The sequence below is a fragment of the Pseudomonas sp. 1912-s genome, assembly GCF_029269205.1.
GTDB lineage: Bacteria > Pseudomonadota > Gammaproteobacteria > Pseudomonadales > Pseudomonadaceae > Aquipseudomonas.
Genome location: NZ_JARIXR010000033.1, coordinates 18,280 through 32,183, shown reverse-complemented (window position 1 = coordinate 32,183; position 13,904 = coordinate 18,280). Strand labels below are relative to the sequence as shown.

Here is a 13,904-nt window from a genome sequence, read left to right as displayed (position 1 = left end):
CTTTGATGAAACGAACCTTGCTCGTCCTGGCCATGATGGCATTGGCCGCCTGCAATACCCCGGCGCGGATCGTCGCGCCCGACGGGAAAACCGTGGATGAGGGCAAGCAAGCCCTCGACCGCATGGCGCAGTTGCCACCCGCGGTGGAGCGGATCCGCATCGGCGACCAGCTGCGGATTGTGCGCGATGCCGGGGAAATGCCGACCCTGTCGGCGTTCAACGTCAGCACGATTTATGAGCTGACGCTGTACACCGTGCAGAACGACGGCAAGATCAACTACCCCTTCCTGGGGCCGATCCAGGTGGCGCGGCGCACGCCGGCGGAAGTCGCCGCCGAGCTGAGCCAGAAGCTCGCACCGGTGTATCGCGAACCCCGGGTGACGGTGAACATCAACCAGGCACCGGGTAACACGGTGATCGTCGGTGGCGCGGTGTTCAACCCGTCGGCAATCTCCATCGCCACGGCCCCGACCATGGAACAGGCGATTCTCGGTGCCGGCGGCGTGAGCCCGGTGGGCAACGCGAGCATGGTGGCCCTGTTGCGTGAGGACGGCCAAGGCGTCTACCACGCCTACTTCCTCGATTTCAGCCAGTACCTGAAGAACGGCGCACTGGGCCGCAAGCCCGTGGCGCTGCAACGCGGTGACGTGGTGTTTGTACCCAAGTCCAACGTCGGCGAACGGATCCAGGGCGTGGACACTTACCTGAACCAGCTGATTCCCTTCACCAAATCCATTGGTGTGGGCTACAGCTACACCACGAACCACTAAAGGAGCGACATCCCATGATCGAGATCCGTTCTTTTCGTGATCTTCTGCGTCTGTTCTTCATCTTCAAGCACGAGTTCAAACTGGCGGCGATTGCCGCGCTGGTGATCATTTTGCTGGGGGCGTTTTTGCTGCCGGCCAAGTATGAATCCACCGCGCGACTGCTGGTCAAACCGGGCCGTGACTCGACGATGCCGATCGAGGTCGACAACCGTCAGCCGATCGTCATGCCGAGCACCCAGCGCGACCCGATTGTCGACGAAGAACGCCTGCTGACCGGGCGTCCTATCGTGCGGGCAGTGGCGGAGCATTACCTGGACGTGATGGACAAGATGCAGCCGCCGGAAGGCGTGTGGAAGCGCACCAAGTGGTACGTCAAAAAAGGCATCAGTGCCGTGTTTGACGGTGTGCGAGTGGTGCTGGAAACCGTCGGTATCGTCGAAGAAACCACCCCGGTGGAACGCCTGGCGAAAAGCCTGGAGAAAAACTTCGAAGTGACCCACGCCGTCGGTTCTACGGTGATGGACATCAGCTTCCGCTGGGATGACCCGCAAATCGCCCAGGCGGTGGTCAAGGATTGGGTCGAAACCTACATCGACGAACGCACCCAGGCGTTGGGCCGCAAGAGCCTGTATGCGTTCTATGAAGGCCAGGTGTCTTCCAGCGCTGCCCAGATCAAGAGCTACAAGGACCAGATCCTTACGCACTTGAACGAGATCGGCGCGTCGAGCATCACTGATCGCCTGGAAGACTTGTCCGAGCGAATCAACGTGCTGCGTGGCGAAGTGTTCAACTCCACTCGCCTGATCGCCTCCTCCGACGTGGCGTTGCAGAGCACCCGTGACCAACTCAAGGGCCAGCCCAAAGAGGTGACCACGGTTCGCCAGATCGCGTTGAACCCGCAGCAACAAGACTTGCGTCGCCTGCTGAACCAGAAGCTCCTGGAAAAAGCCGACATGATGCGTACCTACACGGATAACGCGCCGCCGGTCAAAGCCCTGGACGCCTCGATCCGTGCCATGCAGGCCCAGGTGGCGGGTGAAAGCGACACGGTGCAAAGTTCCGAGAACCGCGCGCCGAACACCCTGGAAATCCACTTGCAACGGGTACTGCTGGATGAAACCAGCCGCAACCAGTCCCTGCGTACACAGTTGGTGCAACAGCAGAAACAACTGACGGAACTGGAAGCCCAACGCAAGGAGGCCCTGGCCATCGAGCCGGAACTGGCGCGCCTGGCCCGTGAGCTGAACGGCACCGAGAAAAACTACGCGCTGTATGTGGACAGCCTGGAAAAATCGCGGATCGACCGTGAACTGGACAAGAGCCAAATCAGTAACATCGCGGTAATCGAAGAAGCCACCCTGAACCCTGGGCGCGTCTTCCCGAAAACCCTGCTGATGCTGTTGCTGGCGATCCCGTTCTCGATCGTGGTGGGGCTGCTGGTGATCTACCTGTGCTACCTGCTGGATCAACGGATCCACGACGGCGGCCTGGTGGAAGGCAAGTTCGGCCTGCCGCTGTGGACCACGCTGCCGGAGCTGGACACCAGCACCGCGCAAAGCACCAACGCCTTCAACGCGAGCATCTATCGCCTGTACGGCTTGCTGCCGCTGGAGCGTATTGCCGAACAGGGCCTGACCCTGGGGCTGACCTCCGCGCGACACGGTGAAGGCGTGAGCTTTATTGTCGAGCAGTTGCGCCAGTTGTTGGAAGAGAACGGCGTGCGGGTGCGGGTCGGCGGGATTGAGCCGGCGATTCCGGGCCAGGTGGTGTTGCTGGATGCCTCGGCGTTGCTGGACAACCGCGATGCGTTCATCAACCTGCGCCGTGCCGACCTGATTGCACTGGTGGTGGAAGCGCAAAAAAGCACGGTGCCGGTGGTGGAACACGCGCTGTCGATCCTCACCACGGCGTTCGGCAAGGTCGATGGCATCATCATCAACCGCCGCAAGTTCGAGGTGCCGGTCAAGGTGCTGAAAACCATCGCCAAGTACCGGGGTTCGTTCTGATGCGCATCGCCCTGCTCGCTCCCCTGCCGCCGGAAAAGAACGGGATCGCCGACTACGCGAACCACTTCAAGACGGCACTGGAGCAACTGGGCGTCGAGGTGGCTACCCCCTTGACGGGTGTGGTCGGCAGCACGGCGTCGATCAAGCAAGCCCTTGCCGGTTTCGACTGGCAGGGTGTGGACCTGGTCCACGCCGAGCTGGGCGGTGGGCGGCTGGGGGAGTTTCTGGCCCTGCGCGAGTTGCGCAAGGCCTTCCCTGCCCTGCCGCTGACGGCCACGGTGCATGACCCGGAACGCATGGTCTGGCGGCGCGAGCAATTGCCCTTTCCGCTGAACCTGCTGGAATCCTTGCCCAGCCCATTGCCCCAGGCGGCAGTGGTGCTGGCCGATCCCTTGACCCTGCGCGAAGAACGTCACGTCGCCCAGGGGCTGACCCGGCTGGTGACCCTCACCCGCCTGGGCGCCGACTGCCTGACGGCGCGCATGCAATTGCCCGCCGGCAAGGTGGCGGTGATCAACCACGCCAACCTGGATATTGCGCCCGTGGCGTTGCCGCCACTGGACACGCTGCACCTGCTGTATTTCGGTTTTATCTACCGTGGCAAAGGCATCGAAGACCTGTTGCAGGCACTGGCCGCCGTCTTCGAAAAAGCCCCCGAATTGCGTGACCGTGTGCGCCTGACCCTGGCCGGTGGCACTGCCGCCGAAATGGCGTTTGGCGCGGGCGGCAATTACCTGGAGCAGTTGAAAAGCCAGATCGCCGAACTCGGCCTGGCAAGCTCCATCGACTGGCGGCTGAATTTACCGGCCAGCGACATTGCGCAGACGATCCAGGCGCACCATGTGATGGTGCTGCCGTATCGCGAATCGAAAAAACTCGGCCTGCTGGGCCGCCAGCGCGGCACCAGCGGCGCACTGTCGTGGGCAGCGGCTTGCGGGCGCGGTGCGATTACGTCCGATGCCCGGGCGTTTGCCGAGGAAGTGGCCACCGGCAACGGCGCCATCTATGCACAAGGCGACGTGGCTGCGCTGAGCGAACAGCTGCTGTTGCTCGCGCGCAACCCGCAACGGGCCAGGGACTGGGCCGAACGTGCCGCCGCGATTGGCCGTGAACGGCTGTGGCCGTTGACCGCACAGAAGTTCGCAAGCCTGTTTGAACACGCCATTGCAGGAGGCAACCATGGCACGTAAACGGACTTACCTGGCCACCCTGGCGGTCGTCGCCGCACTGGGTTTGACCGCCTTTCTCTGGGGCCGCCCGGCCGACGCCGAGAGCCATGTGCTCAAGAGCAACAAAGAGATCGTGTGGAAGGATTTCCTGGGGGTGAACGCGCAGTTCCTGTGGTTCAGCCCCGAGCGTTATCAGAAGCAGATCGACCGCCTCAAGGCCCTGGGCCTGGAATGGGTGCGCCTGGACCTGCACTGGGACCAGCTGGAAACCGCCGAGAACCAGTACAACGTCGCGACCCTCGACGAACTGGTGAACAAGCTGCAGCAGAATCAGATCAAGTCGGTGTTCTACCTGGTGGGCTCGGCGAAGTTCGCCACCACTGCGCCGGCCTCCTCGCCGTATCAGGACCAGTTCCCGCCCAAAGACCCGAACATCTTCGCCAACCGCATGGCGTTGCTGGCCCAGCGTTACCCCAGCGTGGAAGCCTGGCAGGTGTGGAACGAGCCGAACCTGCTGGGGTTCTGGCGCCCCGTCGCCGACCCGGCCGGCTACGCCAACCTGTTGCAAATCACCGCTGCCGCGCTGCGGGTGGTGAACCCGAGCAAACCGGTGGTGGCTGCCGGCATGGCGTTCTTCAGCGAAATGCCCAATGGCCAGAACATGCTCGACGGGCTGCTGCAACTGGGCGTGCCGAGCCTGAATACGGTCATGTCGTATCACCCTTATACCCAATTGCCCGAGGGCAACACCCCGTCGACCCTGGACTTTGTCGCCAAGACCAGCGCCCTCAACCAGAAACTGCGGGCTGCCGGGGTGACTACCCTGTGGAGCACCGAGTGGGGCTGGTCGACCTATAAAGGCCCGAAAGAGGTCCAGGATTTCATCACCCCGCAAGGCCAGGCCGACTACATCGTGCGCCGCATCGCGCTGATGAGCGCGCTGGATTTCGACAAGATTTTCCTGTTCACCCTGAGCGACCTGGACCAGCGCGCCAGCGTGCGCGACCGGAGTTACGGCTTGCTGGATATCGACACCAACCCCAAGCCGTCCTATACCGCGTTGCAGAATTTCCTCCAGGTGAGCGGGCCAAAATTGACCCCTGGCGACCCACCCACCGCCGACCAGTTGCCCGACGGCCTGTTCAGCATCGGCTGGACCCGTACCGACGGGCGCAAGGTGTGGTTCTTCTGGTCGGCCCGTGGCGGCAACGCGCACTTGCCCGGCATGACCACTGCCACCTTGTATGACCCCTTGCGCGGCACCGAAACACCCTTGAGTGGCACCAATGGCCTGGACGTACCGGTCAAGCCGAACCTGCAAATTCTGTTATGGGATTGAAGCCACCCATGCGCATCCTCTGGATCCTGCCCTACTCGCCTTGGCCCGCTACCAGCGGCGGCAAGACGCGCCAGTTTCATTTGTTGCGCAGCCTGGCTGCGCGCGGGCACCGGATCACCTTGCTGTTGCATGACAAACACCCGGTGTCGCTGACGGATCGCCAGGTACTGGAAGCCTTCCTGGAGCACGTGATCATCCTGCCGCGCCGCCCGCTGCGCAGCCTGAAAACCCTGCTGGCCGGGCTGTTTGCGCCGTACCCGTTGCTGGCCAGTGTGAATGGCCTGTCGGGCGAGCTGCAGGACACCTTCGAGCGCTTGCTGGCCGAGCATTGGGACGTGGTGCAGATCGAACACACCTACACCTTCCAGCCTTACGAAGATGCATTGGCCCGTCGCTCCCAGCCGTTTGTGCTGACCGAACACAATGTCGAATCGTCCCTCGGGGCCGCTACTTACGACCGCCTGCCCGGCTGGGCGCTGCCGTTCATTCGCTACGATCAATGGCGCTACGGCCGCTGGGAACACCGGGTCATGCGCCAGGCGGCGCAGGTGGTGGCCGTGACTGACGCTGACGCCCAAACCCTGGCGCAGATTGCCGGAAAGCCGGTACCGGTGGTGGTCAATGGCGTGGATTGCGCGCATTTTGCCGCCGCCCGCCCCGACCCGACGACCCGCCGTGTGCTGTTTCTGGGCAACTACGAATACGCGCCCAACGTCGATGCCATCGAGTGGGCCCTGGATGAAATCCTGCCGAAGGTCTGGGCACGCTGCCCCGATGCACGCATGAGCGTGTGCGGCTTCGGCATGCCCGAAAGCTGGCGCGAACGCTGGAAAGACGGGCGCATCGAGTGGCAAGGGTTTGTGCCCAACCTGCTGGCCCTGCAATCGAGCTGCTCGGTGTTTTTGGCGCCGTTGCGCCATGGCGGCGGCTCCAAGCTCAAGGTGCTGGAAGCCCTGGCCGCCGGCCTGCCGCTGGCAAGTACTGACCAGGGCGTGTCTGGCCTGGACCTGGTGGAAGGCCTGGACTACCTCGGCGGCCAGACCGCCGACAGCCTGGCCGACGCCGTGGTGCGCCTGCTGCAACAGCCTGAAGTGGCCGCCCCGATGGGCGAAGCCGGTCGCGCCTATGTGCGCCGCGCCCATGACTGGAGTGTCGCCGCCAGCCAACTGGAGCAGGTGTACGCACAACTGTCGCCCCTGAGCCAAAAGGAGCCGGCATGCGCGTAGGCCTCGATTACCGCACCGTCGGCACCTCGCCGCAATCGGGCATCAGCCGCCAGGTGTACGCCTTGGAAGACGCCCTGCGCGCCATGCCGGGCATCGAGCTTGAGCGCTTCAGCGTCGCGCCGCTCGGCGATGAGCTGCGCCTGAATGCCCATTGCCCGGACTGGGGTTGCGCCAAGACCGCCATGCACCAGCCCCATCAGCGCCTGCGTTTCGAGGCCGGATTCCTGCCCAAGGCCCTGCGCGATGAGCGTATCGATGTATACATCAGCACCTTCAATATGGGCCTGCCGCTGCCGCCCAAACCCAAAGGCCTGCGCACCGTGGTGCTGCTGCATGATCTGTTTCAGATCACCCTGGACAACTACCACGCCAATCGTCTGAAGGCGCTGATCTACAAGGCCAGCGATCGCGCGTCAATCACCTATGCGGTGCACACGGCAGACCGGGTGTGGACGCCTTCGCAGTACAGTGCCGATGAAACGGCGCGGCTGTTTCCCAAAGCGGCGGGCAAGATTCGCGTGCTGCCCAATCAGGTGGTCGGCTTTACCGGACTGCCGGCGGACCTCACGGCCCGGCAACTGCCCGAGCACTACTGGCTGTTGGTGGGCACCCGGGAATTGCGCAAGAACGTGCCGTTCCTGGTGGACGCCTGGCACCAGGCCCGCAGCCAATCGCCGAGCGTGCCTGAACTGGTGCTGGTGGGCAGCCTGGAGCATTTGCCCGAAGCGCAACGCAATTACCCCGGGATACGCGCGTTGAGCGGCGTGTCCGACGCCGAGTTGCACGGCCTCTACCGCAAGGCCTCGCGCCTGTGGCAGCCTTCCTATGCGGAAGGGTTTGGCTTGCCGGTGATCGAAGCCCTGAGTGTCGGCACCCCGGTTGCGGTGGCCAGCGGTACCTCGCTGGACGAAATCACCCCGCCGTTGGCGCCACGTTTTTCACCCACCGACGGCGCAGCCCTGGTGCAATTGATGCTGCACCTGGCCGACCAACCCGTTGAACAGCCACCTGAACAGTTACGCAGCTGGGCCGAACGCTTCAACCACCAGGCCTACCGTCGGCGCCTGGCCGAACTGATCGAGGAATTGAATTGAGAATCTCACTGGGTAGCCTCGTCGCCATCGTCTTCGGCCTGCTGTTTGGTGGGTTGATCCTGTTCCTTTCCCCGGTCAAGGCCTTGCTGGCGGTGATCGGCCTGGCCGCTGCCGTGACGATTTTGCGGTTCCCGTTCTGGGGACTGCTGCTGTTCGCCCTGGTGGCAACGTTCATGCCCTACTCCACCCTCAACCTGGGGATTCGCAGTACGGTCAGCGAAGCGCTGATCGCCCTGACCTGGGCGGCGGTGATCTGGCACGGTTTCCTCTCGCGCCTGCCGGCTGCGCCACCGCTGTCGCGGCGCCCTACCGACCGCATGTTGATGTGGCTGATGATCTTCACCGTGGTGCCGTTTATCGTCGGCCAGGTCAGCATCACCGCCGAGGCCAGCGGCCTGGCGAACTGGTTGCGCTGGCTGCTGAACCTGTCGGTGCTGTTCCTCGCCGCCAAGCTTTTGGTTGAACAGAAGAACCGCGAAGCCCTGGTGATCGCCTTGTTGCTGGGCACCCTGGCGATGCTGGTGATGTCCATCGGCGTATTTATCCGCTCGCGCTCGGCCTCGGGCATGTTGCCGATCCTGACCTTGATGAACTACGGCAGCCTCGACACCCTGTCCCTGGGCCTGGGTGCCATGGCGTCGCGGATGGGCTCGCCATGGATGCACCCGAATGCCACCGGCGGGATCATGGCGCTGCTGCTGCCGTTGGCGTTCTGCTACGGCATCACCAACACCGGCTGGAAACGCGGCCTCGGCCTGGGCGTTGCCTGCCTGGGTGCGGCAGCCCTGCTGTTGGCCAGTAGCCGGGGGGCGATGGTCAGCCTGGCGCTGGTACTGATCTGGATGGCGTCGCGTCGGGTGCCCTACACCGGACGCTTGCTGATGATCGGCGTGGCGTTGGCCGTGGCGCTGGTGCTGTCGTACCCACCGTTGCAGGAGCGTCTGGCGACGATCTTTTCGGCCCAGAACGCGAGTACCGAAGTGCGCTTCGACGAATACCGGATGTTCCCTCAGGCCGTGGCCAGCTACCCGCTGGGTATCGGCTTCAAGGTTGACCCACCGGTACCCGGCACGCACTTGCTGGGGATCTCCAACCTGTGGCTGAACTTCGTCTACAAGACCGGCGTGATCAGCATGCTGCTGTTTATCGCCGTGACCTGGCGCTGGTGGCGCGAGTCCCGGCCGGAGATCGGCCCGATCCGCCTGACCAAGGACAACGCGATCTGGCTGGGCAGCACGGCGGGAATTCTGTCGGCACTGGTCAGCGGTTTTTTTGACCACTACTTCAGCTTCGCCCTGGTGATGATTGCGCTGTTCTGGCTGATGGTGGGGATCAACGTGCTGGAGGCGCGGCGGCTGTTTCCGGCGCGCCTGCCAAAGGTCAAGACCGTGTCCTACCGCAAGCCCGTGCTCGATAGCGTCGGGCCCTAGGCATGCTGGGATCGGCGTTCTGGTTGACCCTGGCGACCCTGCTGGGGCTGTGCCTCGGGTTTGCCCGTGAGTGGTTGTTGGTGGCGGCCTGGGGTGCGGGCGAGCGCAGCGATGCGTTTCTGATCGCGCTGTTTTTGCCCGAAGCGTTGCGCATGTCGCTGGCCGGGGGCGTGCTGAGTGCCGCCGCCCTGCCGCTGTACCTGCAACGCAAGGACGGCGAGCGCCTGGATTGGCTGGCGGTGTTGTTCCCGGCGCTGCTGCTGATCGCCCTGGTGACCAGCCTGCTGCTGACGTTGCTGGCGCCATGGCTGGTGCAACTGCTCGGCCCGGGGCTGGCGGCGACGGCCACCAGCCTCGCCAGCAGCAACTTGCAGATTCTTGCCTGGAGCGTGCCGGGGCTGATGCTGCATGCGCTGTTCAGTATCCCGCTACAGGCCAACGAGCGCTTTGTGGTCGCGGGGCTCGGCTCGTTGCTGTTCAACCTGCCACCGGTGACCTACCTCGCCCTCGCCGGTACCGCCACGCAACCGCACTCGCTGGCACTGGCCTGCCTCACCGGCAGCCTGCTGATGCCGCTGGCGCTGTTGCCGTCGATGCTGCGCCTGGGCTGGCGGCCGTGGCGGCTGAGGGCTTCAACACTGGAATTACGCGAGCTGGGCGCACGCATAGGCCCGCTGCTTTTAAGCAACGGCGCCAGCCAGGGTTTGGCGTTGATTGAACGGCTGGTGGCGTCCTTGCTGGGTGAAGGCGCGGTGACCTGGGTCAACCTGGCCCGCAAGCTGATGAACTTGCCGTTGATTGCCCTGATGAGCCTTAACCAGGTGCTGCTGGGCATGATGAGCCGCCGCCAGGGCGATGAGCGCCTGGCCTTGCTCAAGCGCGGCGTGGAAACCGCCAGCCTGCTGACCCTGCCGGCCGGCGTCGGCCTGGTGGCGGCGGCGCCAAGCCTGGTGGGGTTGCTGCTGCCGGCGCAGTCGGTGGATTCGCCGTTGCCGCTGCTGTTGGCCTGGTTCGCCGTGCCGCTGGTGTTCGGCGCCTGGAATGCCCTGCTGGCGCGCTACGCCTATGCCGCCGGCGACACCCGCCAGCCGCTGCGTTGCGAGCTGTTGGGGAGCCTGGTGAACGTATTGCTGCTGGGTGTGCTGCCGTTTGTGTTTGGCCTGGCGGGCATCCCGCTCGCCGCCCTCGCCGGGGTGCTGTGCACCGCGTTGCTGTTGATGCAACGCCAGGGCTTGCTCGGCGCCCTGCCCTGGAAGTGGCACTGGGTGTTGAGTGGGCTGGTGATGGGTTTGGCCGCGTTGGTGTTGTTTCGGATTCAAGGTATTTGGCTGCAGCTGGGGTTGAGCACCCTGGCTGGGGCCGTGGTGTTGCTGGGCATGGGCCTGTGGCTCAAGCCGTGGCGCAAGGCAGATTTATAGAGTGGGAGCAGTCAGGTGAAAAAACGCTGGATTCAAATGGATATTGCCAAGGGCATTGGCATCCTGATCATCGTGTTCGGGCACGGCTGGTTCGTGGAGCATTCCCCGAACTTGCTGTACCCGATACTCGCGGTCTTCATCCTGCCGCTGTTCTTCTTCCTCTCCGGGGTGTTCTTCAAGCCTGAGCAGCCGTTTGTTGAAATGGCGGTGCGCAAGGCCGATGCCCTGCTCAAGCCGTTCTTCACCACGATGCTGGTGTACGTATTAGTGCGCGACATCCTGCGCGGCCAACCGCTGCTGCCCGACATCGGTGGCGTGCTCTACGCTTCGGTGGATACCCTGCCGTGGCAGGCCTTGTGGTTTTTGCCGCACTTCTGGGTAGCGATACTGTTTGGCTGGGTGATGCTGCGGCTGATGCAACGCCTGGGCCTGTCCCTGGTGTGGAGTTGCGTGGTGGTGGGCGTGCAGTTACTGCTGGGGGTCTGGACCCTGGACTGGTTCTGGCAGGTACCGATCACCGTCGGCGGCCAGACCTGGACGATGCCGGGGCTGCCCTTCAGCCTGGATGTGACGCTGATCAGCAGCACCTATTTCATCCTCGGCTACCTGCTGCGGGACATTCTGCGCAAACACCAGAGTTCGCTGCTGAGCATGGTGGTGGCACTGGTGGTGTACTTCGCGATTTTCATCCCGACCTGGGACACCATGGACCTGGCCCAACGGCGCTATGACCATTGGCTGTGGACGAGTGCCCTGGCGGTGATCGGTGTGTACATCTGCTGGGCGCTGGCCGGGTTGATGATGACGTCTGCGGTGCTGACCCGCGCCATGACCTACATCGGACAGTCGACACTGATCCTGTTGATTTTCCACGGCGAGATCCAGCACAAGACCATTGCCCTGCTGCAGCACCTGGGGTTGCCGGATGTGGCGGCGGCGTTTATCGGGCTGGTGGTGGCGGTGGTGGTGCCGTTGATGATCGGCGAAGTGATCAAGCGGGTGGCCTTCCTGCGGTTTTTCTACTTCCCGTTCCCGGTGCGCAAGGCGCCGGCGGTGGCCGGGGAAAAGCCTGGGGTTTGAGGCCTGATGTGGGAGCTGTCGAGCTTTAGCGAGGCTGCGATGGCATCACCGCGGTGTGCCTGAATTACCGAGGTGATGCTATCGCAGGCAAGCCAGCTCCTACAGAAAAACGCTCAATCATCCAGTGCCGGTTGGGGCGCTGGATGCTTGGTGTTCTTGCCGGCCTTGGCGCCAGGCTTGGCAGCCGCCGGGGCCGCGGGTTCAGGCTCGGCCGGGGCAGCCAGGTCCTTTTCCGCCTGGGGCATCTGGTCAATCGCGCTGAAGAAATCCGCCAGGTTGAGGGTGTCCGGCGGCACGGTCTTCTCAAGTTTCTTCTCGCCGTCCTTGCCCACCAGAATCACTTTGGTGCCACTGCCGGCACCCAGCTTGAGTGCACGGATCAGCGCGTTGGTTTCAGGCGGCGCGAGCTTCTTGTTGTCCTTTGCGTCCTTGGCGAACTTCTCGCCCTCGGCACCGATGCTGCCGAAGGACACGGTGTAGAGCACCATGTTGCGCTCTTCAAAGGACTGCTTGTTGGCAGGCTCGTCCAGCTGTTTCTTGAGGGTGGCCAACGTCGGGTTACCGGAGTCGAGTTCCACCACCACCAACGGGCGTGACTTGCCCAGGTCCTGCTTGAGCGGATTGAGATCATCCGCGGCCAGCAGCGGCCCCGTAAAAGCCATCAAGGTAGCCAGGGTCAGCGACCGGATGAGCATGCACACCTCCTTTGAATTCCATGCAGGGTTCTTGAGTTTCATGTCTGCGACAGTCAAATTCAAGGATGATTCCTACGACAACTTCAGAAAGCGTAGGTCAGGACGCCCGCGAAGCAAGGCGTTTAGCCACCTTACGCCTCATTGTTTCTTTTGATTGCGGTTGCTCACCGCGGCCAGTGTCGGGCAAACACCGGCGCTACGCCGGGGTCGGTATCCACCTGTGCCAGCACCCGGGCGAACTCAGGCCGCGATTGTTGTAGCGCCTCACGCCCTCCCGCCCATCGCGACACCACCGCAGCCATGATCCCCAGTGCATTCGGCCCCTGCGCCGGGGTGAACAGTTGATCGGCAAATTGATCGGCAAACACTTCCCAGGCCCCATGCAGGCGGCGACGGGTGCCGCTGACCAGCTGTTCATGCTGCTGCGCTTCGGCGCTGTCGGTCCAGCGTTCCGGGTAGTCGATGATGCCGATCGCCGAATAACAGTTGGCCGCGATGTACACCAGGCCACGAATGACTTGGGCAGGCGCCTCGGGCAGCAGGCCGGAGGCAGGAAATTGCAGGCCGAGGTGAATCAGGATCGCCGCACTTTCGGTCAACACGCTGCCATCGGGCAGTTGCAGGGTAGGAATTTGCTTGAGCGGGTTGATCCGCGCCAGGGCCTCGCTGCCCGCGCTGTGCTCCCAGGAGCAGGCGTCAACCTGACGCCACTCGACACCGCAACGCTGCAGGGCGATTTCGATGATGCACGAGCCGGTGCCTTGGGTTCCGTAAAGGGTGTACACGGTGCCGAGCCTCCTGGCAGTGGGTTGAGGTGTTAGGCTAGGCCGTTCAATCGTTCAACGGGAAGCCATCATGCACAGTAAACGCGTCACGATCGAAGACTGGGACGGCGACGGCGCCATTCGCCTGCCAGACGAAGCCTTGCAGGAGTTGGGGCTGGATGTGGGCGACACGCTGTATATCGTCGAGACCTATGTGGGCACGCAGAAAGGCTTTGTGTTGTCGACCACACCGAAAATCGCCGACCGGATGGATGAGTTGGTGGAGGAGTTGAGCCACAAGCCCTGAGGCTTGCGGCAACCCTCAGTAAGCCAGCTTGGCCAGCAAGCCCGCCTTCACCTGCGGCCATTCCGGATCAATGATGCTGAAGCGCACCGAGTTGCGCTTGCGGCCATCGGGCATGATGCGCTCGTGGCGCACGATCCCTTCCTGTACCGCACCGAGGCGCAGGATCGCGGCCCGGGATTTCTCATTCAGCTCATCGGTGGTGAACTGCACCCGCACACAGTCCATGACTTCAAACGCGTGGGTCAGCAGCAACAGCTTGGCCTCGGTGTTGACCCCGGATTTCTGCACCGACTGGCTGATAAACGTGTGGCCGATCTCCAGCTTGCGGTTGACCCGGTCGACCTTCCAGAAGCGGGTGCTGCCCACCACCTCGCCGGTGTCACGGCGCACGATCACAAACGGCACCATGGTGCCCGCGTCACGCCCGGCCAGGGCGATATCCACGTACTTGTCGACCGTGTCGGGGCCCGGCACATTGGTCACCTTCAGGTTCCACAATTGCCCGTCGGCGGCGGCCTGTACCAGGGCGGCCGAGTGTTCGCGTTGCAGGGGGCGGAGTTCGACCGTGGTGCCGGTCAGGGTGATTTCAGTCATGGGAGTGCTGCG

13 protein-coding genes are annotated in these 13,904 nt (G+C 63.4%); 10 read left to right on the top strand and 3 right to left on the bottom strand.

Going from position 1 to position 13,904, the window contains the following annotated elements; genetic code table 11:
- Positions 1-5: 5 nt before the first annotated feature.
- Genes P3C29_RS28080 through P3C29_RS28040 form a run of 9 tightly spaced genes read left to right on the top strand, consistent with a single transcriptional unit; the run spans position 6 to position 11,532 of the window.
- A complete protein-coding gene (locus P3C29_RS28080; RefSeq protein WP_010166652.1) occupies positions 6-770 on the top strand; it encodes a polysaccharide biosynthesis/export family protein in 765 nt (254 codons plus the stop codon).
- A gap of 14 nt (positions 771-784) precedes the next feature.
- The gene (locus P3C29_RS28075; RefSeq protein WP_010166651.1) at positions 785-2,776 is read left to right on the top strand and encodes an exopolysaccharide transport family protein; all 1,992 of its coding nucleotides are present in this window, start codon (positions 785-787) and stop codon (positions 2,774-2,776) included.
- Complete coding sequence (locus P3C29_RS28070; protein WP_010166650.1) at positions 2,776-3,966, top strand: glycosyltransferase; 1,191 nt, start codon at positions 2,776-2,778, stop codon at positions 3,964-3,966. Before P3C29_RS28075 ends, P3C29_RS28070 begins: the two co-directional genes overlap by 1 nt.
- Complete coding sequence (locus P3C29_RS28065) at positions 3,956-5,284, top strand: cellulase family glycosylhydrolase (RefSeq protein WP_275965986.1); 1,329 nt, start codon at positions 3,956-3,958, stop codon at positions 5,282-5,284. The genes P3C29_RS28070 and P3C29_RS28065 overlap by 11 nt, the downstream gene beginning before the upstream one ends.
- A gap of 8 nt (positions 5,285-5,292) precedes the next feature.
- Positions 5,293-6,510: a glycosyltransferase family 4 protein gene (locus tag P3C29_RS28060; protein ID WP_010166648.1), complete on the top strand. Its 1,218-nt coding sequence runs from the start codon at positions 5,293-5,295 to the stop codon at positions 6,508-6,510.
- Complete coding sequence (locus P3C29_RS28055) at positions 6,501-7,604, top strand: glycosyltransferase family 1 protein (RefSeq protein WP_275965985.1); 1,104 nt, start codon at positions 6,501-6,503, stop codon at positions 7,602-7,604. The genes P3C29_RS28060 and P3C29_RS28055 overlap by 10 nt, the downstream gene beginning before the upstream one ends.
- A 2-nt stretch (positions 7,605-7,606) precedes the next feature.
- On the top strand, positions 7,607-9,034 hold the full coding sequence (locus P3C29_RS28050) for an O-antigen ligase family protein (protein WP_029615747.1): 1,428 nt from the start codon (positions 7,607-7,609) through the stop codon (positions 9,032-9,034).
- Between the two features lie 2 nt (positions 9,035-9,036).
- A complete protein-coding gene (locus tag P3C29_RS28045; protein WP_275965984.1) occupies positions 9,037-10,452 on the top strand; it encodes a lipid II flippase MurJ in 1,416 nt (471 codons plus the stop codon).
- 36 nt (positions 10,453-10,488) lie between these two features.
- The gene (locus P3C29_RS28040) at positions 10,489-11,532 is read left to right on the top strand and encodes an acyltransferase family protein (RefSeq protein ID WP_275965994.1); all 1,044 of its coding nucleotides are present in this window, start codon (positions 10,489-10,491) and stop codon (positions 11,530-11,532) included.
- Between the two features lie 113 nt (positions 11,533-11,645).
- Here the strand turns inward: P3C29_RS28040 and P3C29_RS28035 are convergent, their stop codons facing one another.
- On the bottom strand, positions 11,646-12,227 hold the full coding sequence (locus P3C29_RS28035) for a DUF4174 domain-containing protein (RefSeq protein WP_177089940.1): 582 nt from the start codon (positions 12,225-12,227) through the stop codon (positions 11,646-11,648).
- A gap of 164 nt (positions 12,228-12,391) precedes the next feature.
- Positions 12,392-13,012 (bottom strand): glutathione S-transferase, encoded by a 621-nt coding sequence (locus tag P3C29_RS28030; RefSeq protein ID WP_275965983.1) that lies wholly within the window; start codon positions 13,010-13,012, stop codon positions 12,392-12,394.
- A 70-nt stretch (positions 13,013-13,082) separates the two neighbouring features.
- Here P3C29_RS28030 and P3C29_RS28025 point away from each other — a divergent pair, with 70 nt between their 5' ends.
- Positions 13,083-13,298, top strand: coding sequence for an AbrB/MazE/SpoVT family DNA-binding domain-containing protein (locus tag P3C29_RS28025; RefSeq protein WP_003208231.1), 216 nt, complete (start codon positions 13,083-13,085; stop codon positions 13,296-13,298).
- 15 nt (positions 13,299-13,313) lie between these two features.
- Here P3C29_RS28025 and P3C29_RS28020 read toward each other — a convergent pair whose 3' ends face one another.
- Positions 13,314-13,892 carry a GNAT family protein gene (locus P3C29_RS28020; RefSeq protein ID WP_275965982.1) on the bottom strand — a complete coding sequence of 193 codons (579 nt, stop codon included), beginning with the start codon at positions 13,890-13,892 and terminating at the stop codon, positions 13,314-13,316.
- Between the last annotated feature and the right edge of the window lie 12 nt (positions 13,893-13,904).

Coding starts and splice junctions, on each gene's coding strand:
- P3C29_RS28025 (WP_003208231.1), top strand. CDS start 13,083: ATGCACAGTAAACGCGTCACGATCGAAGACTGGGACGGCGACGGCGCC.
- P3C29_RS28075 (WP_010166651.1), top strand. CDS start 785: ATGATCGAGATCCGTTCTTTTCGTGATCTTCTGCGTCTGTTCTTCATC.
- P3C29_RS28070 (WP_010166650.1), top strand. CDS start 2,776: ATGCGCATCGCCCTGCTCGCTCCCCTGCCGCCGGAAAAGAACGGGATC.
- P3C29_RS28020 (WP_275965982.1), bottom strand. CDS start 13,892: ATGACTGAAATCACCCTGACCGGCACCACGGTCGAACTCCGCCCCCTG.
- P3C29_RS28055 (WP_275965985.1), top strand. CDS start 6,501: ATGCGCGTAGGCCTCGATTACCGCACCGTCGGCACCTCGCCGCAATCG.
- P3C29_RS28035 (WP_177089940.1), bottom strand. CDS start 12,227: ATGCTCATCCGGTCGCTGACCCTGGCTACCTTGATGGCTTTTACGGGG.
- P3C29_RS28065 (WP_275965986.1), top strand. CDS start 3,956: ATGGCACGTAAACGGACTTACCTGGCCACCCTGGCGGTCGTCGCCGCA.
- P3C29_RS28045 (WP_275965984.1), top strand. CDS start 9,037: ATGCTGGGATCGGCGTTCTGGTTGACCCTGGCGACCCTGCTGGGGCTG.
- P3C29_RS28060 (WP_010166648.1), top strand. CDS start 5,293: ATGCGCATCCTCTGGATCCTGCCCTACTCGCCTTGGCCCGCTACCAGC.
- P3C29_RS28040 (WP_275965994.1), top strand. CDS start 10,489: ATGGATATTGCCAAGGGCATTGGCATCCTGATCATCGTGTTCGGGCAC.
- P3C29_RS28080 (WP_010166652.1), top strand. CDS start 6: ATGAAACGAACCTTGCTCGTCCTGGCCATGATGGCATTGGCCGCCTGC.